Origin of the sequence: Zooshikella ganghwensis (genome assembly GCF_018263875.1) — a bacterium.
Lineage (GTDB): Bacteria > Pseudomonadota > Gammaproteobacteria > Pseudomonadales > Zooshikellaceae > Zooshikella > Zooshikella ganghwensis.
In genome coordinates this window covers 91,665-114,940 of sequence record NZ_JAEVHG010000002.1, presented here as the reverse complement: position 1 = coordinate 114,940, position 23,276 = coordinate 91,665, and the positions used below count along the sequence as shown (strand labels likewise).

Below are 23,276 nucleotides of genomic sequence, written 5' to 3'. Positions count from 1 at the left end.
AGTAGATATACTGTTCTGTTGCAGCCCTTTAAGAAAGTAAATATAAGGGCTAGCATTTTTTTATCAGTGACAATTGGTGGCACAAAGTATCGTGAGTGATTTAAGCCATATTCGCAATTTTTCCATTATTGCCCATATTGACCATGGTAAGTCCACGCTGGCTGATCGTTTTATTCAAACCTGTGGAGGTTTGTCTGATCGTGAAATGGCCGCTCAAGTGCTAGATTCCATGGATATTGAGCGTGAGCGTGGGATAACCATTAAGGCGCAGAGTGTAACCCTAAACTATGAAGCCTTGGATGGGAAAAGATACCAACTAAACTTTATTGATACTCCAGGGCATGTGGACTTTTCCTATGAAGTTTCTCGTTCACTTGCCGCATGTGAAGGCGCATTGCTGGTTGTGGATGCCGCACAGGGTGTTGAAGCCCAGTCAGTAGCAAACTGCTACACTGCGATAGAACAAGGTTTGGAGGTGATGCCTGTACTCAATAAAATTGATCTACCTCAGGCTGAACCTGAGCGTGTTGCACAAGAAATAGAAGACATAATTGGCTTGGATGCGACAGATGCAGTGCAATGTAGTGCTAAAAGTGGATTGGGTGTTTCAGATGTTATAGAGCGCCTGATTCAATTAATACCACCTCCTGAAGGCGACTATGATAAGCCATTACAGGCACTGATTATTGACTCCTGGTTTGATAACTACTTGGGTGTTGTGTCTTTAGTCCGTGTTGTTCAGGGTAGTTTGCATAAGGGCAATAAGGTAAAAGTTAAGTCTACTGGGGATGTGCATGTCGTTGATGGTGTTGGTATTTTTACGCCAAAGCGTCATGAAACCGGTGTTCTTCGTGCTGGTGAAGTAGGCTATGTTGTGGCAAGCATTAAGGATATTCACGGTGCCCCCGTTGGCGATACCTTAGTGCTATCTTCTGGGGGAGATGTTCCTGCATTGCCGGGTTTCCAAAAGGTTAAACCCCAGGTCTACGCTGGATTATTTCCTATTAGCTCAGATGATTTTGAATCATTCCGTGAGGCACTGGGTAAGCTGTCGCTTAATGATGCATCTTTGTTTTATGAGCCTGAATCTTCAGATGCGTTAGGCTTTGGTTTTCGCTGTGGTTTTCTGGGTATGCTCCATATGGAAATTATCCAGGAACGTCTAGAGCGTGAGTATAATCTGGACCTCATCACCACAGCCCCAACGGTAATTTATGAAGTAGAACACAAGGATGGCTCTGTTCATTATGTGGATAATCCTTCTCGGTTACCTGACCCTTCTGTCGTCAATGAAATGCGTGAACCCATTGTTCAAGCAAATATCCTCGTACCACAAGATTATTTAGGTAATGTTATTTCTCTTTGTGTGGAGAAGCGTGGTGTGCAAAAGGATATGCAGTTTGTTGGAGGACAAGTGTCATTGAGCTATGAGCTTCCCATGAGTGAGGTAGTACTGGACTTTTTTGATCGCTTGAAGTCAGTAAGTCGTGGGTTTGCTTCACTAGACTACAGTTTTGAGCGCTTTCAGGCGGCCAATTTGGTCCGTTTGGATATCTTGATCAATGGTGAAAAAGTTGATGCTTTAGCGCTTATTGTTCATAAAGATCATGCTATGCATCGTGGTCGTCTCCTGACAGAAAAAATGAAAGAAATAATTCCACGTCAGATGTTTGATGTAGCCATTCAAGCGGCTATTGGGGGGCATATTATTGCTCGTCAAACAGTTAAAGCACTACGTAAAAATGTAACCGCAAAATGCTATGGCGGAGATGTGAGCCGAAAACGTAAACTGCTTGAAAAACAAAAAGCAGGTAAAAAACGGATGAAGCAAGTTGGGCGGGTAGAAATACCACAGGATGCGTTCCTTGCTGTACTAAAAGTAGAGAAATAATTATGGACTTTAACTTTCCACTTATTTTAGTCATTGCAGTTTTTCTGACGGGTGTATTGGCTGCATGTGATTATTTTTTATTAGCGCCTCGTCGTCGTCTTGCGGTTGACCAATATAAAGCGTCTACCAGTGATGTAGATGATGAGGTGGTCTTAAAAATCACCAAAGAACCAGCTGTTTTTGAAACGGCAAAGTCAATTTTTCCAATACTACTCATTGTATTGGTAGTTCGCTCCTTTCTTTTTGAGCCTTTTCAAATCCCTTCAGGTTCTATGAAACCAACATTGGCTATTGGTGATTTCATATTGGTGAATAAATACGCTTATGGAATACGCCTACCCGTGATTGGCACCAAAGTTGTCAATGTTAATGACCCTCAACGTGGCGATGTAATGGTATTTAAAGAGCCTGCTAACCCTACGATTAACTTTATCAAACGGGTAGTGGGTCTTCCTGGCGATACGATTAAATATAAAGATAAACAGCTGTTTATTAATGGTGAGCTAGTTGAAGAGCAATTTATCGCTCAACTTCATGAGCAAAACATTCCCTATAAGCTGTTAGAAGAAAATTTAGGGGGTGTAAAGCATCAAATTCGAGAAAATGTTGGGATGCAAATCCAACTAAGGCGTTTAGATGGTGAATGGACTGTGCCTGAAGGTCATTATTTTGTGATGGGCGATAATCGCGACAACAGTAATGACAGCCGAAGCTGGGGGTTTGTGCCTGATGCTAATGTTGTAGGTAAAGCTATTTATATTTGGATGCACTGGCCTAGCTGGGGACAGTTGCCGAGCTTTAAAAATAATGGTGCTATTGAATAATATGGTGCCATTCGTCTTACGGCATTGACTCCCGAGTAGTTTTTTAAAAGAAGTTTAGTGCTCATAGCATAAAATTTGCGAAATGGGTCTATTTTTGTAATAGACCTTACAGATTAACTATTTTTGGTTCAATCATTGAAAAAGAGATGGTGCTATGAAGCTAATGCATAAACAACAGGGAATGACGCTAGCCGGCTGGTTATTTGTATTTGTGGTAGGGGGCTTTGCTGTGTTGTGTACACTAAAAATGTTGCCCCATTACTTGGATGATATGTCCATTGCCAAGGTGCTGAAGAATTTAGACCGGCCAGATATAGGTTCAGCTTCTCCTAATGAAATTAGAGATTTAATTAGCCGAGGATTTCAGGTTAACAGTATTCGAGATATTCCTAAGGATGCTGTTAAAGTGAAGCGACAAGGTGGCGTTGTTAATGTTGTCATTAACTATGAAAAGCGTGAGCACCTGTTGGCAAATATTTATGTTGTTTTAACCTTTGAACATAATTGGAATACTCAGACTAAGTGAAGAAGTCATTAACACCACTTTGTAAAAAGCTCGGATATCACTTTAACGACCCGTCACGCATATTACTGGCATTAACCCATCGCAGTTTTGGTGGTCAGAATAATGAGCGTTTGGAGTTTTTGGGTGACTCTATTGTTAACTTTGTAATTGCTGAAGAGCTCTTTAGTCGCTTTCAAGAAGCGAAGGAAGGGCAGTTAAGTCGGCTGCGTGCACGCTTAGTGCGTGGCGCAACCTTGGCAGAAATTGCCAAGGAGTTTGGCTTGGGGGACTATCTAAGGTTAGGCTCTGGAGAGCTTAAGAGTGGCGGTTTTCGCCGAGAGTCTATCCTGGCTGATGCCTTAGAAGCCATTATCGGTGCGATGTACCTGGATGGCGGGATGGAGGCTTGCCGACAATGTGTACTTCAGTGGTTTGAGTCTCGACTTGACCAGCTGACGTTGGAAGACACCCAGAAAGACCCTAAAACACGACTGCAGGAGTTCTTACAGTCACGTCAGGAAGCTTTACCCCAGTATGATGTCATCAGTATTGAAGGTGAAGCACATGCCCAGACATTTACCATCGAGTGTAATGTTTCCATGTTGCAAGACAAAACCATTGGTATTGGTTCCAGCCGCCGTGGAGCTGAGCAGCAAGCGGCTCGAAAAGCGCTTGAACACTTAGGAGTAGATAAAGCTAATGGTTGATAGCAATCATTCTAGTACAAGTAGTCGGTGTGGATTTGTGGCTATTGTCGGTCGACCTAATGTGGGTAAATCGACATTAATGAACCGTATTCTAGGACAAAAACTGAGTATCACCTCGCGTAAGCCTCAAACGACGCGTCATCAAATTATTGGAATAAAGACAGCAGGTGATGTACAAGCCATTTATGTTGATACGCCAGGACTTCATAAAAGTGTCAAGAAGGCGATCAATCGTTACATGAATCGTGCAGCAAGTTCAGCCATTAACGATGTTGATGTGGTCATTTTCATGATTGACCGTAACCGCTGGACAGATGAAGATCAAATGGTGCTTGACCAACTACAAGGAATGAAATGCCCACTTATTGTTGCCATTAATAAAGTGGATAAAGTAACTGAAAAAGAGCAACTGCTGCCTTTACTTGAGGAACTTGCTAAGCGTATGCCTAGCGCAGAATTAATTCCAATGTCGGCCAAAACCGGGGCAAGTATTGAGCAACTGGAAGCAGCAGTAGCTGCACACTTACCAGAAAGTATTCACTTCTATGAGGAAGATCAGCTCACTGATCGTAGCTCACGTTTTCTTGCCGCAGAACTTGTGAGAGAAAAAGTTATGCGTCAGTTGGGTGATGAAATTCCTTATCAAATTACTGTTGAAATAGAAGAGTTTAAACAGGACGGAAAAGTGCTTCATATCAGTGCCCTGATCCTTGTTGAAAAAGATGGGCAAAAAGCCATTGTCATTGGTGCGAAAGGTGCTCGCTTAAAGTCTATTGGACATGATGCACGGCTAGATATGGAGCGACTGTTTGATAGCCAGGTAATGCTCAATTTATGGGTAAAAGTCAAAGGTGGCTGGTCTGATGATGAGCGTGCGCTGCGTAGTCTAGGGTATGATGATTTCAGGCAGTAAATGACGGTTGAGTTAGTATCTGGCTATGTGCTTCATCAGCGTCCCTACAGGGAAAATAGCACTTTGGTTGATTTATTCACTAAAGAGCAGGGGCGCTTAAAGGTTATTTGTAAAACCTCAAAAAAACAAAAACGTCAAACACTTCCGACCTTACAACCCTTTGTTTCCTATTGGTTGCAGCTAAAAAAACAACAGACACTTTTAAGTTGCTATCAGTGGGAAACCAATGCATCTCCTTTTGAGTTAAATGGCGATACCCTCTATTGTGCTTTTTACTTAAATGAACTTCTGTATCGTTTACTTCCCACTCATGATACTTCAACTGATATTTTTCAGCTGTATACGCAGACCTTGAGTTCGCTTACTATTGCCAAGAATACACTAGATATAGTATTACGACGTTTTGAAAAACAGTTACTCATTGCTCTAGGGTATGGTTTACCACTGTTATATGAAGCGGAAAGTGATGCTTTTATTGAGCCTGCTAAGGTTTATTGCTTTGTACCAGAATTAGGCTTTATAAAAGCAACAAAAAAAGAGTTGTCTCAACAAGCGTATCGTTGTTTTCCAGGCAGGGAGTTGCTGGCTATTGCAGAGGATAATTATCTGCAGAAAAGTACACGCCAATCTGCAAAGCGTTTGATGAGATTAGCTTTAAGGGAGTTATTAGGTGATAAGCCACTCAATAGTCGAGCGCTGTTTCCAGTGAAGCGTAAATAATAAGGAATAAAGCAGTGATTCCATTTCAACGAATACAGTTAGGCGTAAATATTGATCATATTGCCACCATACGTCAGGCAAGAGGTACACGTTATCCTGATCCGGTGCAGGCTGCACTACTGGCGGAGGAAGGAGGGGCTGATGGCATCACTGTGCATCTAAGGGAAGATCGACGTCATATTCAGGAAAGAGATATAGCTATCTTAAAACAAGTTTTACAAACACGAATGAACCTGGAAATGGCTGTGACCGAGGAAATGTTAGCTTTTGCTGCACAGGTTTTTCCAGAGCATGTTTGTTTGGTGCCAGAAAAACGACAAGAATTAACAACAGAAGGTGGATTAGATGTTGTTAAACATTTTGATCAGGTGAAGCAGGCCTGTCAGAGACTTGGCGCCCACCAAAGTGAAGTTTCGTTGTTTATTGATCCAGATATAGCACAAATTGATGCAGCCATTGAATGTGGTGCGCCTGTGATCGAATTGCATACAGGTGCTTATGCTGATGCTGTTAGCAATGGTGTGCAACAGCAGGAATTTGAACGAATTAAGCAAGCGGCGAAATATGCGGCAGATAAGGGCTTAATTGTTAATGCAGGTCATGGTCTTAACTACCAAAATGTTGAAATTATTGCGGCGTTGCCTCAAATAAACGAATTAAATATTGGGCATGGTATTGTTGCTCGTGCTTTATTTACAGGATTGAAAAGTGCTGTGACGGAAATGAAACAATTAATGTTACAAGCGCGAGGATATGTAAAGGCATGATCATTGGGGTAGGGACTGATATTGTAAAAATTGAGCGTATTGCTGATGTTGAACAACGCCTAGGCGCTCGTTTTGCTCGACGTATTTTAACTCCAACTGAGTTACAACGTTATCAGTCTCACCCTAAACCTACGGCTTTTTTAGCCAAGCGATTTGCAGTTAAAGAGGCTGCTGCTAAAGCATTAGGGACGGGTATAGCACAGGGGGTTTCGTGGCAACATATTCATGTTAACAATAATGATTTGGGAGCACCTACCTTAAACTTTTCTGCACAGGCATTAGTCACTATGGAAAAGCTGGGAGGCAAGCACTGTCATGTTTCCCTTGCCGATGAGCAGGATTATGTGGTTGCATTTGTTGTATTGAGTGCATGATAGCGAAAAGTACGCTGCTTTCAGTTATTATTTAATATAACCAATACGAATGGTTTTTAGGTGCGGCCATCGAGTGACGAAGCCCCATGAGCCTATATTTAAAACTGGGCGGATACACAGAAATATTTACAGGGTCAGATAGGTAGAGTCCTCTTAAGTAGACTGGTGTTGTTTATTCCACTGTAATAACTGTTCTGTTTGTTCAATTAGTTCTTCCATCGCACTGGCAACTTTCCTTCGTTCTTCTTTATTGTTTTCTGCAGCTTTTAAAATAGATTCCATATCATGGCAGGCTTGGCGAAGGAATGGAACGCCACAATAACGTGTAGCACCATGAAGTCGATGAACCTGTTCAAGTAATTTATCCCAGTTTTTTTCCCGATAAAGTGCGCGAATCTCGTTTCTATCTTGCTCTAAACCTGCAAGTAACATATTCAGCATATCTTGAGCTAAATCTTCTTTGCCTCCGGCTAACTTAATACCTTGGGCCATATCGACGATGCCAGAGCTATCATCACTCGAATGGTGTGCCGAGGCTATTTGCTCATCACTGTTTTCTAGTGGTGCAACATGTAACCCGGTCCATTTTTTAATGACATGCTGCAGCTGGTTTTCATTAATTGGCTTGGTCATGTAGTCATCCATGCCTGCCAGTAAAAGCTGCTTTTTTTCTTCGGCTAAAGCATGTGCGGTGAGGGCGATGATGGGAATTCGACGCTCACCAAGCTCGCGTTCTCGGATACGTTTAGTGGTTTCAAGTCCATCCATGCCGGGCATTTGTACATCCATAAAAATCAAGTCAAAATGATATTGCTTTGTTTTTATGATGGCTTTTGTTCCAGAATCAACAGCAGTGACTTTTGCTCCTAAGTCTTCAAGTAATGCTGAAACTAATTTTAAATTAGCGGGATTATCATCGACTGCCAAAATATGTGGCTGTCGAGTAATAGCCTGGTTAATTCGTTTGGCAACATGCTGGTGCTGATTACCAGAGCTGTTAGGTTGCTCGACAATGAAATAGGATAAAGCACGATATAACCGGTTATAGCATAATGGTTTTACGATACACAAAGCATTATTGTTATTTTCTAATAAGCGATTAATGGAAGCTTCTTTATTGGTGTTAGCCAAAATAATTAAATGTGTACTTCGGTTTGCTGTAGCTTTTAATAATTGCCGGATAACATCTAAGTCAGTATATGAAGGGTGATGACTGACTAATGCGATATCATAAGGATTGCGATCATAACGTGCTTGTTCAAGAAGCTGCGTTAATTCATTTGGGTCATGACATTGCGTAACATCTAGATCAAAATCACGCAGCAGGTGCATAACTGCTTGTGCTGCAAGCTCATGATGCTCATACATAATAATTCTGCTACCAGACAAGGCAGGAAAATGCTCTTTAATTGCTGGCTCATTGGCAATGGGCACTGTGATTGTAAACCAGAAAGAGGAGCCTTTACCTAGTTCACTTTCAACGCCCACTTCGCCTTGCATTTTTTGTGCGAGATGTTTGGATATAACTAACCCTAATCCAGTCCCACCAATATTTCTTGTGGTTGAGGTATCGGCTTGAGAAAATGCTTTAAAAAGCTCATTTTGCTGTTCTTTGGATAGACCTATACCAGTGTCAGTTACACTGATTTTTATGGTTACTTTGTTATCTTTTTCATCTTCTAACATGGCACGAATAACAATAGAACCATCATTGGTAAATTTAATCGCATTACTGACAAGGTTGGTGAGAATTTGTTTTAAGCGAAGTGGGTCACCGATAAGCTGAGTGGGTGTATCGGAATAAATTAAGGGGACAAGTTCAAGAGATTTTTCATGGGCAGCAGGGGCGAGAATGGTTAATACCTCTTCAATACTTTCTCGCAAATTCATTGGAATGCTTTCTAGCTCAAGTTTACCTGCTTCAATTTTTGAGAAATCTAATACGTCATTAATAATAGCCAGTAAGTTTTCTGAAGACTTTTGTATAGTCGACAAATACTCACGTTGACGCTCATTCACTTTGGAGCGAAGTAATAAATTTGTAAAGCCTATAATGCCATTTAGTGGTGTTCTAATTTCATGGCTCATATTAGCTAAAAACTCTGATTTAATACGGCTGGCTTCTAAGGCTTCTTTTCGAGCCATATCCAGTTCGATGTTTTGAATTTCAATAGTTTCTAGTGTTTCCTGTAAGTCTTTAGTGGACTGCTCAATGTTTTGCTGCATTTCTAAATGCGCCCGTTGCAAGGATGCAACCATGGCATTTATGCCTGACTCGAGTGTTTTGAGTTCACCTGCTGTTTCGGAGTTAATACGTGTATCAAGATTGCCGTCGCGAATATGAGCCACAGCATTAATAATTTTTTGTAATGGCTCCGTAATATGAATCCCTAAACGGAAGGCGAGAAATAAGTTAATCAATATTCCAGAAATAATTAACAAGGTGCTGGCAAGTATAGTTTGATATTTTTTTAACTCGGTATTTGCTCTTGAAAACTCGACCTCAATCCAACCTAAAAATACGCGCTTACTTGAGGGTTGGGCATTGCTCCGCAAGTCTTGATTAATCGTATGAGTCTGCCGAGTAAAAACTGGAAGCGCAATGTGTATCGTATCTTTCTGAATCGTAATTTGCTGGCTGTTAGGAGGATGCTTCATGTTGGACAAGTGCTGTGTGAGCATTCTTGGTCCCGCATGAATCACCGGTTGTTTATTGTGTGCGTAAAGTGTAATTGAACGAACATCGTTTTTTTCTAATGCCGAGCTGGCAAGGCGCTGTAACAGCTTGTTATTTTCAAGCTGTAAGCCATATTCGCTCATAGGAATAAGTTGTTCAACCGTGGCCTGACTGCGCTCAAGTAATAAGGTATCTAGGTCATTTAAGCGGGCAATCGTAAAAAAGACGCCTAATACCAGTGATATGGTAATGGTTGGTAGTAGTGCTAAAGCGAAAACTCTACTTTTTAAGCCCTTATTACGAAGCATAAATAACCCTTTGGGGATCAATGTTTGATCACACTGCTTATCTACCAAGCCTGTGTATTAGTTTACAGGTGATAGGTGATCAACGATTAGGTCGCAATTGGAGTATAGCGTTATTGAGCGTGGATTAAGCCATGACTCTAAAAAGGGTGCAAGTTTATAACTTTTGATAGCCGGTTTGAGGTAAGTGTTGCCATAGCTTAAAAGGTAGATATATCAAAATGATCCAACTATAGTGTTTTAAATAGCCTAGAAGAATAATCATATAGTTAATCAGTATTAACATTTAAAGACTTGGGTGGGTACCATTTGTAGTATTGTCGGTTAGGCTTTGTTGCTGTAACGGCTTAGCTGAAGAACTGTGTTAGTTATCAGAAGGACTTTTGGTTGTGCAGAGTGACTATCCCACCATTGACTCGTTGATTGGCAATACGCCATTGATTCGCTTGCAACGGTTAAATGCAGGTCATAACAACACCATTTTATTGAAAATGGAAGGACAAAACCCTGCGGGTTCAGTCAAAGATAGACCTGCATTGAGCATGATTAATGAGGCTGAGCAGCGTGGCTTTGTGCGTCCTGGTGATACATTGATTGAAGCCACGAGTGGCAATACAGGTATTGCACTGGCCATGGCCGCAGCGATCAAAGGTTACCGCATGGTGTTAATAATGCCAGAAAATATGACCGCTGAGCGGCGTGCAGCAATGGTTGCTTATGGCGCAGAGATTGTTCTGGTTAGCAAAGAGGCTGGTATGGAAGGGGCCAGGGATTTAGCTGAGCAAATGCAAAAAGAAGGAAAAGGCGTGGTATTGGACCAGTTTGCCAATGAAGATAATCCACTTGCCCATTTTCAGGGAACAGGTCCTGAGATCTGGCAGCAGACCCAAGGACGAATAACCCATTTTGTCAGTGCAATGGGAACAACAGGTACAATAATGGGTACTTCAAAGTACCTTAAAACAAAAAATCCAGCGATAGAAATTGTTGGCTTGCAGCCTGAAGAAGGCTCTGCCATTCCTGGCATTAGACGATGGCCAGAAGCGTATTTACCCAAAATTTTTGATGCCTCTCGGGTTGATCGAGTACTGGATATTGCTCAGCAAGATGCAGAAAGTATGACACGACGTTTAGCTCAGCAAGAAGGAATACTGTGTGGTATATCGTCTGGTGGTGCTGTTGTGGGGGCTTTACGTGTTGCGTCAGAAGTAGAAAATGCAACTATTGTCGCGATTATTTGTGATCGAGGGGATCGTTATTTATCAACAGGTATCTTTAACTAAAGTAGAAGAGAGTTTGAAGTATAAGTATATTGACGAGTCAAGGAGTACGGGGCCATGAGTGAAGGGCTGCCTCATAGAGCTATTTTAGTTTATAATGATGCAGCTAATAGCATAGATAGATAGTGTTTGCATTAAGAATAATGTTAAGTGCTAGACCAGGCCGCGATGATTAGAGCTCTTCCCTTTTATGGTGGTGTGATAATACAGCAGTTGCTGCACATATACCTTGTAATATCTTCTCAGTGCGGGTAGTGATGATAATTGTATTGGGAATAGCTGCTTTTTAAGCTTACTCACTCATGAAAAAACGCACCTCTGTCCAGTTTTATTCGTCTCGTTCAGCTCGCCAGCAACCAAAGTCTTTACTTTTAGTGCCTGCACTCCGTGTAGAAAAGCTTTCTCATGATGGCCGTGGTATTGCCTACTGGCAGAATAAACCTGTTTTTATTAATGGGGCATTGCCCAGTGAATTGGTTAAGGTGGACATTACATCAAGCCGAGCACGATTTTTTGAGGCAAGTGTAACCACATTAATAGAGCCTGCCCCAGCCCGTATTTCACCTGAATGTCAGCACTTTGCTAGCTGTGGAGGTTGTCATTGGCAGTTTGTGGAGGCAGAGCAGCAGCTGCTTTGGAAGCAGCAGGCAGTCATCGAGCAAATTCAACGTATCGCGAAGACTGAGGTTAAAACAGTAGCGCCAGTGATTGGTAGTCAACCTTGGGGATATAGACACCGAGCAAGGCTTGCCTGTCGAGTGGTGAAGGGGCAGCTACATTTAGGTTTTCGTAGTTCACAGTCTGAACAAATTGTCGAAGTCACCCAATGTTTGACATTGGTACCTCAACTGCGGCAACTACTTGGTCCGCTTCAAGATAGGTTATCAAGCCTGAAGGGTAAGCACAGTATTGGCCATATTGATATGGCTCAAGGGAACACTACGTTGGGGATAGCGTTAAGGCTGGTTAAGCCTTTACCTGAAACGGATTTACAGCAGCTTGAGCATTGGGCAACTCAGCATAATGTGTGTGTTTGGTTGAATTATGGCCCTGACCATGAGCTTGTCCCTCTTCGTACAGAGCAACCAGAGACATTATTTTATTCGTTGTATAACGAGGAAATTAGATTAAATTTTTTACCAACAGACTTTATTCAAGCAAACCCATATATTAATGAGGCAATGGTCAAGCAAGCTATTGACTGGTTGCAGCCCTTTGCTGGAGGGGCATTACTCGATTTATTTTGTGGTATTGGTAATTTTACCCTGCCTTTAGCAAAGGACTCTGGCGCTGATATTACGGGGGTTGAGGTCAGTAAGTCTGCACTTAAACGTTGCCTGCATAATGCCCAGCTTAATGGGGTGACTAATGTTACAACCTATCAAGCTGACTTATCTGTAGCCAAGCCCTTGCCTCGTAGCTTAAAAGGAAAGGAATTTTCTGGGATTTTGTTAGATCCTCCTCGTGCAGGGGCTCTAGAGGTGGTTAATCAAATAGCAGAATTAAAATCACAGCGGGTGGTCTATATTTCCTGTAACCCAGCAACCCTCGCGAGGGATACTGCTGTGCTGGTAAAGCATGGTTATAAGCTCCTACAGTTGGGGGTACTTGATATGTTTCCACACACAGCCCATATAGAAACAATGGCGTTGTTTACCCGATAACTGCTCATACTGGCTGCTGTTGAGGTGGGTAAATCGTATTTTTGGGGCCTGTGTTTTAGTGTATTTGGTGTTGTAAACAGGTCCTTAATGTAAAAATGATAAGAACGATTCCAAACAATAACCCGTAAAACCACAAGGCGAATATGGTTAAGGTTAGAGAAGAACATCCTGTCCACTCTGATGGCACAGTTGATTTGGATGCATGGTTGCAACGTATTCAAGCAGAGGTTGCCGCTGAAGATGATACAGCCTTGCGCAAGGCGTGCGAAATAAGTCAGCGTGCAGATAGAGAAAGCCAAGACAGTCATCATAGTTGGGAAGGCAGCAGTAGTTTTATTACTGGCCTGGAGATGGCTGAAATTTTAGCAGGTTTGAAGCTTGACCAGGAAACGCTAATAGCTGCGGTGCTGTATCGAGGTGTGAGAGAGGAAAAGCTCACACTGGATTATGTAGAAAAAGAGTGTGGTAAAAGGGTTGCCAAATTAATTGAGGGTGTACTTGGCATGGCGGCCATTATGGCTGTTCAGCCCCGGAGTGGTGGTGCGGTATTGGGGGACCGGCTGGGCCAGCTTGAAAAAGTCCGAAAAATGCTGGTGTCAATTATTGATGATGTGCGTGTAGCACTCATTAAGCTTGCAGAGAGAACTTGTGCTATTCGTGCAGTGAAGCAGGCCACTAAGGACAAAAAGCGTAAGGTCGCTCAAGAAGTTTTTAACATTTATGCCCCTCTCGCTCACCGTTTAGGCATCGGTTATATCAAGTGGGAACTGGAAGATTTATCCTTTCGTTACCTAAAACCCCAGGACTACAAAAAAATAGCTCGGCTGCTTGATGAAAAACGAATCGACCGAGAAAACTATATAAAAAACGTCGTAGGTCAACTTAGATCGTCACTGTCTGAAATGAGTATTAAGGCAGAGGTTAACGGTCGGGCCAAACATATTTACAGTATTTGGCGCAAGATGCGCCGTAAAGGCATTGATTTTAGAGATGTCTATGATGTTCGGGCAGTTCGTGTTTTGGTTCCTCATGTTCGAGATTGTTACGCAACCCTTGGCGTTGTCCACTCTCTGTGGCGGCATATTCCCCGGGAGTTTGATGACTATATTGCAACGCCTAAGGAAAATGGCTATCGATCCCTTCACACTGCAGTGATTGGCCCTGAAGGTAAAACCCTGGAAGTGCAAATACGCACACATGATATGCATGAAGAGGCTGAACTTGGTGTGTGTGCACATTGGCGTTATAAAGGAACGGATTTAGGTTCTAATCGAGACAGCTATGAAGAAAAACTGGCCTGGTTACGACAAGTTTTAGAATGGCAAGAAGAGCTTGGCGATATTGAAGGTCTGCCTGATCAGTGGCAGGCAGCGGTTGAAGCAGACCGTATTTATCTTTTTACCAAAGATGGTCATGTGGTGGATTTAGCGGTCGGTGCTACACCATTGGACTTTGCATACCGTATTCATACCGAAGTGGGCCATACCTGTCGAGGGGCTAAGGTTGGTGGAAAGATAGTTCCTTTGACTCATAAGCTAAAGACGGGTGATCAGGTTGAAATCATGACTATGCCTGGGTCTACCCCAAGTCGAGACTGGCTAAACCCTAATCTGGGTTATCTCACCACTTCACGGGCTAGAGCGAAAGTAATCCACTGGTTTAAGCAGCAAGACAAAGAACAAAATGAACTGGCTGGACGTCATCAATTAGAAGCAGAGTTTAAACGGTTAGCCTTGCGTCAAATTAACTATGAAGAGCTTGCTCAACAGGTTAACTATAAAACTGCGCCTGATATGTTTGCGGCTGTAGGAGCAGGGGACTTAAAAGTTGCTCATGTTATTAATGCTGCGCAACGTATTTTGGCTCCTGATGAAGCCAAAGAGTTTATGTTCTTAACCCCAAGACAACCAACACCACATAAAAGCCAGGATGCGGGGGTGGTTGTACAGGGCGTTGGTAATTTATTGACGCATATGGCAGGTTGCTGTCATCCAGTTCCTGGAGACGCCATCATTGGCTATATTACTTTTGGCCGAGGTGTAACCATCCATCGTATGGACTGTGCTAATGCAGTTCAACTGCAAGAACAAGAGCCTGAACGGATGATTGAAGTGGACTGGGGGGGAAAATATGAAGAAACCTATCCAGTAGATGTCGAAGTTCTTGCTTATGATCGACCAGGATTATTGCGCGATATTACGGTGGTGCTTGCGAATGAGCGGGTAAACGTTTTAGCTGTTAATACTCAGTCAAGTAAGCATGATAGCTTAGCACGCATGCAACTCACCATCGAGGTGCCTAGTTTGCAAATGCTTGGACGCGTGCTTACACGAATAAACCAGCTGCCTAATGTCATTGAAGCCAATCGCCACCGACTGAAAAATCACTAATACTACACACTTGATGTCGTGCATTCTTTGTGGTTAAGCGTACATAATATGTACTTTAAGCGGTATTTAGGGGACCTGTCATTTATGCCTCATTACACAATGGATGATTTGCTGTATTTAATGACGCAGTTGCGTGATCCAAAGACTGGCTGTCCTTGGGATATTAAACAAACGTTTTCTACTATTGTTAATTATACGATAGAAGAAGCTTACGAAGTCGCAGACGCCATCGAACGGGAGGACTTTCAACACCTTTGTGATGAGCTTGGAGACTTACTCTTTCAAGTCATTTTTTATGCGCAAATGGGGGAGGAAAATGGTTATTTTGATTTTGCCAAAATAGTAAATAATTTAGTGGCAAAATTAATACGCCGGCACCCTCATGTTTTTCCTAGTGGTGAACTCAAGGTAAAAAAAGATGAGACTGAACAAGTTAATGTCTCTGACCTGGATGTTAAAGCAAGTTGGGAGCAAATTAAAAAGCAGGAACGTCTTCAGCAGAATAAGACGCAGTTGCTGGCTGATATTCCACTGAGTTTACCTGCTTTAAAACGAGCGCATAAATTACAGCACCGAGCTGCCCAAGTAGGTTTTGACTGGTCTGATCACAAGCCTGTGATTGATAAAATCAAAGAAGAACTCAAAGAAGTTGAACAAGCGATTGCAACAGGCAAAGAAGAACATATTCAGGATGAAATAGGGGATCTTATTTTTTGTTGTGTTAATTTAGCAAGACATTTACAGGTTGATGCTGAGCAAGCAGTACGACAGTGTAATGCAAAATTTACACGGCGGTTTCATTATATTGAGGAGCAGCTTGCTGCTAATGAGCAAGACTGTAAAAGTAGTTCGTTGGTGGAAATGGATTACTTATGGCGGCAAGCCAAAGAAAAAGGACTTTAGGTGCTTTTATCGTTTGTGTTTAAAGGTGGGTATGATCAAAGCAACACTGTTTTATCAGTCACTTTAACGAGAAAGTGACTGGCTTTTTTACTTGACTGTTTTTGCTATGAAGCCACTTACTTAGTGGGTATCAGGCAAGTTTTCTTTAAATGTCTTTAAATGCTTTCTGGATAATTCGAGGTATTTGGGCGTAGGGCCAATATCTTCGTAGAGTGGGTTGCCTTCTTCATCTTCGGCTACGACAAGTTGACCTTGCTGATAAGGGAAGGATCGTTCTAATTCATCCAGAGCTGCATGTAGTAAGTCTCGAATGATTTCTTCAATATGACGGCGAGGGTACATTTCGCTTAGTGCTGCAAGGCGAGCGGCATCTTCTAGGGGCAGTTTGATACAGAATGCGTCATGAGTAACCGCACCTCGCGCAGAGCTTTCCCACTCATTAATTAAATCTTTAATGCTCATTGTATGGTTCACTTTAATCATACGGGTTTTGTCTAAAAAGGCTTTTTAATCTCCCTAAGGTTAGCGTCGTGCACTAGTGTTTATGCTGGCGAAAAAAGCTTTTTAGATATACCACTATTATTTGTTTTAGAAATTTTTATCGACTCAATCCTAAGTGTATGTTAACCGAACGGCAGACAAAATTAAAATGTTTCTCTGAAATGTCTGCAAAGGGATAGTAAAGGAATTATAGTCATAATTGCGTTTAAAAAGGGTTGGATAAACTTATTGATTTAGAATGTAAAGTGATTATATAGAAATGATATGGCTTTACACATGGTCTTTATGAAACTGAGCTTATAATACGGCTATGTCATAACCACTCGTTAATCCTTTAATGTAATATGAAAGCTATCTTTCAGTATGGTCAATTAATAACTGACTGAGAAGCTTGTAGGTTATAGCTAACCTAAGTCACTGTGTAGTGTGTTCCTTATTTCTCTGACGTTGCTTAATGGTTGGGGACTATCTTTAGTACACAGATTCCTTTAGGCTATGCTAGCTATCCGTATTTTTGGGTAAGTGCCCTTCACGATGGGGAATGTTTTTTTCTGTAATTAGTCACCTGGTTTGTTTTTGGGTAAGCCAGATTGCTGTTTGTTTGGGGGAAGGTTAATGCCCGATACACATGCTGCGCTGCGTAATAATGTGCACCTTCTTGGTGAGTTATTAGGTAATACCATCAAGGAGCATATGGGGGAGCAGTTTTTAGATAAAATTGAGTTGATTCGGCAGCTCGCAAAAGCGAGTAGGGCTGGCAGTAAGGCGGGTCAGGAAGCCCTATTGACGGAACTAAAAGGATTAACGGATGACGAGTTACTGCCTGTAACACGTGCATTCAATCAATTTTTGAATTTGGCGAATATTGCAGAACAATACCATACCATTTCCAAGCACTCGCAACAGTGCCCTCTAGAGTTAAACCCTATTGCTGAATTGCTGGATCAGCTACTTGCACGACAGTTCAGTGCTGACGCTATTATTGAGAACCTTTCAAAGCTAAAAATTGAATTGGTATTAACCGCTCACCCAACAGAAGTAACGCGTCGTACGCTGATTAAAAAGTACGAGGAAATTGCTAACTGTTTATATGTAAAAGATCACCACTACTTATCCGGAGCTGAAGAAGAGCAGCTAATACATCGTTTACAACAGTTAGTCAGTCAAGCCTGGCATACAAATGAAATCCGTGAGGAGCGGCCCACTCCTGTAGATGAAGCTAAGTGGGGTTTTTCAACAATAGAGTACTCCCTCTGGTACGCCATACCACGGTTTTTACGCCAACTGAATCAACAGTTAAAGCAGCGTATTAAGCGGGGATTACCTATAGATATTTCCCCTGTTCGATTTGCTTCATGGATGGGGGGAGACCGTGATGGTAACCCTAATGTGACAGCCGCAGTGACTCATCAGGTATTGATGTTGAGTCGCTGGATGGCAGCTGATTTATATTTACGGGATATGGATACACTCATTGGTGAGTTGTCAATGAATGACTGTAGCCAACGTTTACTGAAAGAAGTGGGCAACCAGAGTGAACCGTATCGTGTACTCCTGAAAAAATTACAAGCCCAGTTACGGGCAACGCGCGATTGGGCTGAAAGTGCTGCACATACCTATATTGAACCCTCCAAGGAGGTATTGCTTTACAAGGAAGATTTGTTAGCACCATTACAGCTGTGTTATCAGTCTCTGCAGGACTGTGGAATGCATGTTATTGCTGATGGGCCATTGCTAGATACATTATATCGAGCACACTGTTTTGGTTTGAATCTGATCAAACTGGATATACGTCAAGACAGTAGTCGTCATGGTGATGTGATGGCAGAACTGACAAACTATCTAGAGTTGGGTGATTATCAGACTTGGTCCGAGGAGCAAAAACAAGCCTTTTTATTAAGGGAATTAGCCAGTAAGCGTCCTTTACTGCCTAACCAGTGGCAGCCCTCCGCTGAGGTCAAAGAAGTTATAGACACATGTCGTGTACTTAGTCGGCATGAGCCACATGCGATTGGCAGCTATATTATTTCCATGGCGAAACAGCCGTCAGATGTGCTAGCAGTTATTTTATTGCTGAAAGAGTGTGGTGTTCAGCATCGAGTGCCAGTTGTGCCGCTATTTGAAACACTTAATGACTTGGCAAATGCGGATGACGTAATCAAGAACTTACTGGGTGTCAGTTGGTACCGTGATTATATTCAAGGTAGTCAAGAAGTAATGATTGGTTACTCTGACTCTGCAAAAGATGCTGGCACATTGATGGCTTCTTGGGCGCAGTATCAAGCACAGGAAAAACTGGTGGAAGTATGTGCTGAGGCTGGTGTGAAGTTGACCTTATTCCATGGCCGGGGTGGGAGTATAGGTCGTGGTGGTGGCCCAGCTCATGCAGCTATTTTGTCACAGCCCCCAGGCTCAATTGGCGAAAGAATGCGAATCACTGAGCAGGGTGAGATGATTCGCTTCAAATTTGGATTACCCAATGTTGCGGTTAGAAGTCTTGCGCTGTATACCAATGCGGCATTAGAAGCTAAGCTGATTCCGCCTCCTGTTCCTAAAGACAGCTGGCGAGAGATGATGAACAGCTTGACGGAAACATCGTTAGAGGCTTATCGCGGTGTTGTCAAAGAAAATACTGATTTTGTTCCCTATTTCCGTGCAGCAACGCCTGAGCAAGAACTTGCGAAGTTGCCATTGGGTAGTCGTCCTGCAAAGCGAAAAACATCTGGAGGACTGGAGAGCTTGAGAGCTATTCCCTGGATATTTGCCTGGACGCAAAACCGACTGATGTTGCCCTCTTGGCTGGGAAGTGGCGAAGCACTTCAACAGGCGCTTGATAATAAGCAGGAGACATTAATACGAGAGATGATGGCAGAATGGCCGTTTTTTAGAGCCAGGGTTAATATGTTGGAGATGGTGCTTGCGAAAACGGATTTATCATTAGCAGCCTACTATGAACAACGACTTGTTCCTGAGCCTCTGCAAGCTTTAGGGACAGAGTTACGCCACCGTTTAGCCAATACTGTTGAAGTGGTTCGTTATTTGAAGAAAGTGCATGAATTATTAAGCGATGAACCTTGGATTCAACAGTCGATAGCCTTGAGAAATCCCTACACTGACCCACTCAATGTATTGCAGGCTGAATTATTGTTTCGTTTACGCCATGATGCAGAAAATATTAAGCCGTTTATTCCACAAGCATTAATGGTCACCATTGCCGGTATTGCAGCAGGAATGAGAAATACAGGTTAATCAAGATAAAATTGTCTGCAGCCAGGGAGGCTGCAGGCGAGTTTTACACAAGAAACTGAAGTCGATTAGCTGTAGGTTGAAACGCTATAAATAGACGACGGTATAAATGGAGTTTATGTCGTAGATTGTCACCACTCGAATGTTAACAATTAATTGGCTGGCAAAAAATTATTAAAAATGATCCCTCCGTATTTAATAAAAAGTAATAAATTCTGCAAACTAATCAGTTTTAACTAACTATAATGAAACTTAATGGATGCCACTGTAACTTCTACTATGGGTTATGGTAATAAGCTGATTCAGTTTGAGTTTATAAAATTGATAAAAAGGGTCAAAGGATTTGGCTACGTTAATGTCTAATAAGTATGTTTATGGCTTAGGCCAGGGGGAAACTGGGATGCATATTGCTACCCGGATCAAGCGCTATTTAGCCGCCAAAGGCGTTCCCTATGCGTTGTATCAGTTAAATTGTGGTGTATCACTTTCTCAGGCCGTGTCTCAAATAGGCATTGATCCTTCTCAGGTTGCTGTACCTATACTTATTTCCCGCAGACAAGGTCAGTGGATGGTTGTAACAAGTGTTGATCGGGTGCTTTCATGTGGTCAGTTGTCACATGTGCTGCATGAGCCGATCCGCTTAGTGCCACATCATGACGTTGACAAACTGTTTTCGGATTGTGCTCCAGGTATCAAACCCGCTTTAGCGGTCCCCTATCAATTACCCTGCATGCTTGATAAGTCGTTAATGAGAAAAGACAAGGTGTATTTTGTCTCTGGCTGTCCATCGATATTAGTAGGGGTTGATAGTGATGAGTATTTGTTTCTTCACCCTCATGCTCAATTATTTGAGTGGCCAGAGTTCGAGCAACTACCAACATCGACAGATAATAGTGAGCTGATTATTTTTCCGGGTACTGCAACCGCAAGTGAGCATGATCAGCTGGATCATATTATGCCTTTAGCTGCGGTGCCTGAGACTTCAGCAACAGCAAATGCGCTGCTTAAGCATCAGGAACTAAGAGAAGATGAAGTGGCTTTGCTTTCATTTCTCGATGAGCATGGACTGATAAGCCGACAACTTTGTAAGGTTGGGTCAGCTATCAGCCACAAGCCATGCAGTTGTTCTCATGAGGTTATTGAGCATCTAGGAGGTTGTAAGACCTACGATTTAGCGCTTGCTTGCGCCATTATCTTATCTTTTCGGGTTCCATTGCGTGGCCCTCTGGGTCTTAACAGTGTTTGGCAGCATGCGCTATACAGTAGTATTCTAGCGGAGTCACTGTTAATACATGTACCAAAACATCATCAGCAGAAGCTCACAAACCTACATTTAACTTGTTTATTGCAGCATGTGGGGGTATTGCTTCTAGGACATATTTTTAGACCAGAGTTTATCATGCTGAATAAGTGGGTTACTTGTCAGCCTCATATTTGCTTAAGTGACTTTGAACAGAGACTTGTTGGACTTGGTCAAGCGCATGAGATTCTTCGGTTTGGTTATGCTCAGCTTGGTGGGTGGTTACTTAAACGCTGGCGATTAAACCAGCCAGTGATCCAAGGGGTAAGCCATCAACTTCTCAGCCACTCAGAAACTCCCTTAGTGCATATGTTACAGGTGGTAAATTATATGTTAACGTGCCACCGCGTCAGCTATGCGACACTTTCTGACTATCCGGAGCATGCGTTTGCCTGCTTAGGGTTATCACTTGACTTAGTTGATCAGCATTTTACGCAGGTAGCTAAAGACTATCCTCGGACTGATCAGCTTGCATTTACCCAAGCTGCTTAAACTTGCTTCGCAATGGTTGCACAATAAAGGCTTAACTTGAGCATCACAACCGACCTGTGTATCTTACCTGCTACTTTTGATTGATCTTGGCTGTTGCAAAGCTGAAATAAGTACAAGAAGCGTTTTGCAGCGGCTTTATTTGTTATAGAATCGGCGATTTTTTAGCATATACCGCCTAAAGCGTATTAAAGGAGCTGGCATTCATGCGTGTTATTTTGTTGGGGGCACCTGGGGCGGGAAAAGGAACCCAGGCTAAGTTCATTATGGACACATTTAATATTCCTCAGATCTCTACTGGGGATATGTTACGGGCAGCGATTAAAGCGGGCACACCACTTGGTTTGCAAGTGAAAGAGGTAATGGAGTCAGGTGGTTTAGTTTCTGACGATATCATTATTAATCTCATCAAAGAACGAATTCAGCAGGATGATTGTAAGAATGGCTTTTTGTTTGATGGATTTCCTCGCACTATCCCTCAAGCTCAGGCGCTTGTGGATGCGGGTGTTAGTATTGATTGTGTTGTTGAAATAGCAGTTGATGATGCAGAAATTATCAAACGATTAACAGGCCGACGAATTCATGAAGGCAGTGGGCGGGTTTATCATGTTGTGTTTAATCCACCTAAACAACCTGGGTTAGATGATGAGACTGGTGAGCCTCTGGTTCAGCGGGATGATGATACTGAAGAAACCGTTGGCAAGCGCCTAGCAGTTTACCATTCTCAAACGGCTCCATTAGTCACCTTTTATCAGGAAGCTGAAGCCTCTCAAGGCACACCAAAGTATGTCAGTATTGATGGTAAAGGTTCAGTTGATACCATTCGTTCTACTGTTTTGGATGCACTTGCTGCCTATCAACAGTAAATATTAGTCAGTCGTTGGGGGATTTTCCCCCTCAACTCAAATAATTATTATCACTCGCTGCCCCCCAATCTCTTTTTCAAAAAGTATAGCCCTATAAACCCTTGATGCTTTATAGATAGAAGGCTTCATGTGACTTTTTGTGGCTGTAATGCATTTATTGAGTCGATTACTTTTTGAGTCTCAGCATTTAATTCATAAAATAATGCTTTACAGGCAATAAGTTCATATTAGAACAGTATCACTACTTTTAATGTGTTTCCAATGTATACCCTCCGCGCATCAATTTTAGTATTTGTAGTCTGCCAATGGCGTATATCGAAATACCACAAGTGCTTATTTAAGCATTAGAGATTGCAAAATGTAGGTTTGCACTGGTTGAATTTATTTGTGATAGCTCCGTTGCCTTAATGTTAATAAGGATTGTTGGACAGTCAATGCAACGTGAATTTACGAAGTGATATCGGTAGGGTTATTAACCATAAATACTATTATCTTCCTCATCGGTGTTGTTGAGCCTGTTTATCTTTTTAAACAAAGCATGTCCTATCCATTTGTTTTTTCAAGATTGTATAGCTTAATTGAAAGACAACTGAGCCTGAGTGGTTACTGTAAGTGAGGCTGTAATCACCCATTAACCTGAATTGCTAAAAATAGTTTGTTGTGAGTAGTGACTGTGTTGATGCAATCCGTTAATTAGTTTCTCTTTCTCTCAGCAGAAAATCATCCTTCGTTGCTACTGTTTACAATACTACTAGCACTTGTTTCATAAATAGTTGTAATCCTATTTCTTGTTATATCTAAATGTGCACCTGTTGTACTTCAATGTATGCCAATGACCACTAAAGACTCGATAACTCATGTTGATCGTTCTGCTACAAGTGCGGTAAACAAGTTTCTGTAGAAGGATTTAGGCATTTTACGGTCATCATACAGGCTTTATAGGGGTGTTTTAAA

Annotated in this window: 17 protein-coding genes; 15 read left to right on the top strand and 2 right to left on the bottom strand. The window is 42.2% G+C overall.

Translation table 11 applies throughout. From position 1 onward, the window contains the following. Positions 1-91 precede the first annotated feature (91 nt). The 8 genes from lepA (at position 92) to acpS (ending at position 6,701) form a co-directional block, all read left to right on the top strand. Entirely contained in the window at positions 92-1,891 is a 1,800-nt protein-coding gene (lepA, locus tag KHS79_RS04415) for a translation elongation factor 4 (protein WP_027706954.1), read from the top strand. Between the two features lie 2 nt (positions 1,892-1,893). Further along, positions 1,894-2,715: a signal peptidase I gene (gene lepB / locus KHS79_RS04410; RefSeq protein ID WP_212717031.1), complete on the top strand. Its 822-nt coding sequence runs from the start codon at positions 1,894-1,896 to the stop codon at positions 2,713-2,715. A gap of 154 nt (positions 2,716-2,869) precedes the next feature. After that, positions 2,870-3,241 (top strand): DUF4845 domain-containing protein, encoded by a 372-nt coding sequence (locus KHS79_RS04405; RefSeq protein WP_212717028.1) that lies wholly within the window; start codon positions 2,870-2,872, stop codon positions 3,239-3,241. Continuing rightward, positions 3,238-3,927 (top strand): ribonuclease III, encoded by a 690-nt coding sequence (rnc, locus tag KHS79_RS04400; protein ID WP_094788092.1) that lies wholly within the window; start codon positions 3,238-3,240, stop codon positions 3,925-3,927. The genes KHS79_RS04405 and rnc overlap by 4 nt, the downstream gene beginning before the upstream one ends. After that, a complete protein-coding gene (gene era / locus KHS79_RS04395) occupies positions 3,920-4,840 on the top strand; it encodes a GTPase Era (protein WP_212717026.1) in 921 nt (306 codons plus the stop codon). Before rnc ends, era begins: the two co-directional genes overlap by 8 nt. Next, positions 4,841-5,560 carry a DNA repair protein RecO gene (recO, locus tag KHS79_RS04390; RefSeq protein WP_212717015.1) on the top strand — a complete coding sequence of 240 codons (720 nt, stop codon included), beginning with the start codon at positions 4,841-4,843 and terminating at the stop codon, positions 5,558-5,560. Positions 5,561-5,574: 14 nt separating this feature from the next. Continuing rightward, a complete protein-coding gene (gene pdxJ, locus KHS79_RS04385) occupies positions 5,575-6,327 on the top strand; it encodes a pyridoxine 5'-phosphate synthase (RefSeq protein WP_407704218.1) in 753 nt (250 codons plus the stop codon). Further along, complete coding sequence (gene acpS / locus KHS79_RS04380) at positions 6,324-6,701, top strand: holo-ACP synthase (protein ID WP_027706947.1); 378 nt, start codon at positions 6,324-6,326, stop codon at positions 6,699-6,701. Before pdxJ ends, acpS begins: the two co-directional genes overlap by 4 nt. Positions 6,702-6,854: 153 nt before the next feature. Here acpS and barA read toward each other — a convergent pair whose 3' ends face one another. Then, positions 6,855-9,686 carry a two-component sensor histidine kinase BarA gene (gene barA, locus KHS79_RS04375; protein WP_212717004.1) on the bottom strand — a complete coding sequence of 944 codons (2,832 nt, stop codon included), beginning with the start codon at positions 9,684-9,686 and terminating at the stop codon, positions 6,855-6,857. Between the two features lie 386 nt (positions 9,687-10,072). Between barA and cysM the strand changes: the two genes are divergently transcribed. From cysM to mazG, 4 genes are all read left to right on the top strand, one after another. After that, entirely contained in the window at positions 10,073-10,966 is an 894-nt protein-coding gene (gene cysM / locus KHS79_RS04370; RefSeq protein WP_212717001.1) for a cysteine synthase CysM, read from the top strand. Positions 10,967-11,265: 299 nt separating this feature from the next. Continuing rightward, the gene (gene rlmD / locus KHS79_RS04365; protein WP_212716999.1) at positions 11,266-12,627 is read left to right on the top strand and encodes a 23S rRNA (uracil(1939)-C(5))-methyltransferase RlmD; all 1,362 of its coding nucleotides are present in this window, start codon (positions 11,266-11,268) and stop codon (positions 12,625-12,627) included. Positions 12,628-12,770: 143 nt separating this feature from the next. Further along, complete coding sequence (relA, locus tag KHS79_RS04360) at positions 12,771-15,017, top strand: GTP diphosphokinase (protein WP_094788086.1); 2,247 nt, start codon at positions 12,771-12,773, stop codon at positions 15,015-15,017. Between the two features lie 84 nt (positions 15,018-15,101). Then, the gene (mazG, locus tag KHS79_RS04355) at positions 15,102-15,920 is read left to right on the top strand and encodes a nucleoside triphosphate pyrophosphohydrolase (protein WP_212716995.1); all 819 of its coding nucleotides are present in this window, start codon (positions 15,102-15,104) and stop codon (positions 15,918-15,920) included. 120 nt (positions 15,921-16,040) lie between these two features. Here mazG and KHS79_RS04350 read toward each other — a convergent pair whose 3' ends face one another. Continuing rightward, entirely contained in the window at positions 16,041-16,382 is a 342-nt protein-coding gene (locus KHS79_RS04350) for a type 1 pili tip component (RefSeq protein ID WP_212716994.1), read from the bottom strand. A 654-nt stretch (positions 16,383-17,036) separates the two neighbouring features. Here KHS79_RS04350 and ppc point away from each other — a divergent pair. The 3 genes from ppc to adk all read left to right on the top strand — a co-directional run bounded on the left by ppc (position 17,037) and on the right by adk (position 22,322). Then, positions 17,037-19,670, top strand: coding sequence for a phosphoenolpyruvate carboxylase (gene ppc / locus KHS79_RS04345; RefSeq protein ID WP_212716992.1), 2,634 nt, complete (start codon positions 17,037-17,039; stop codon positions 19,668-19,670). Between the two features lie 352 nt (positions 19,671-20,022). Beyond that, positions 20,023-21,459 (top strand): HDOD domain-containing protein, encoded by a 1,437-nt coding sequence (locus tag KHS79_RS04340; protein ID WP_212716990.1) that lies wholly within the window; start codon positions 20,023-20,025, stop codon positions 21,457-21,459. Between the two features lie 203 nt (positions 21,460-21,662). Beyond that, positions 21,663-22,322, top strand: a complete 660-nt coding sequence (gene adk / locus KHS79_RS04335; RefSeq protein WP_212716988.1) for an adenylate kinase — start codon at positions 21,663-21,665, stop codon at positions 22,320-22,322. The last annotated feature ends 954 nt before the right edge of the window (positions 22,323-23,276 follow it).

Excerpts from the sequence above, each read along its gene's own strand:
- lepB (WP_212717031.1), top strand. The coding sequence starts at position 1,894 with ATGGACTTTAACTTTCCACTTATTTTAGTCATTGCAGTTTTTCTGACG.
- KHS79_RS04350 (WP_212716994.1), bottom strand. The coding sequence starts at position 16,382 with ATGAGCATTAAAGATTTAATTAATGAGTGGGAAAGCTCTGCGCGAGGT.
- acpS (WP_027706947.1), top strand. The coding sequence starts at position 6,324 with ATGATCATTGGGGTAGGGACTGATATTGTAAAAATTGAGCGTATTGCT.
- adk (WP_212716988.1), top strand. The coding sequence starts at position 21,663 with ATGCGTGTTATTTTGTTGGGGGCACCTGGGGCGGGAAAAGGAACCCAG.
- relA (WP_094788086.1), top strand. The coding sequence starts at position 12,771 with ATGGTTAAGGTTAGAGAAGAACATCCTGTCCACTCTGATGGCACAGTT.
- recO (WP_212717015.1), top strand. The coding sequence starts at position 4,841 with ATGACGGTTGAGTTAGTATCTGGCTATGTGCTTCATCAGCGTCCCTAC.
- ppc (WP_212716992.1), top strand. The coding sequence starts at position 17,037 with ATGCCCGATACACATGCTGCGCTGCGTAATAATGTGCACCTTCTTGGT.
- KHS79_RS04340 (WP_212716990.1), top strand. The coding sequence starts at position 20,023 with ATGTCTAATAAGTATGTTTATGGCTTAGGCCAGGGGGAAACTGGGATG.
- barA (WP_212717004.1), bottom strand. The coding sequence starts at position 9,686 with ATGCTTCGTAATAAGGGCTTAAAAAGTAGAGTTTTCGCTTTAGCACTA.
- KHS79_RS04405 (WP_212717028.1), top strand. The coding sequence starts at position 2,870 with ATGAAGCTAATGCATAAACAACAGGGAATGACGCTAGCCGGCTGGTTA.
- rlmD (WP_212716999.1), top strand. The coding sequence starts at position 11,266 with ATGAAAAAACGCACCTCTGTCCAGTTTTATTCGTCTCGTTCAGCTCGC.
- mazG (WP_212716995.1), top strand. The coding sequence starts at position 15,102 with ATGCCTCATTACACAATGGATGATTTGCTGTATTTAATGACGCAGTTG.
- era (WP_212717026.1), top strand. The coding sequence starts at position 3,920 with ATGGTTGATAGCAATCATTCTAGTACAAGTAGTCGGTGTGGATTTGTG.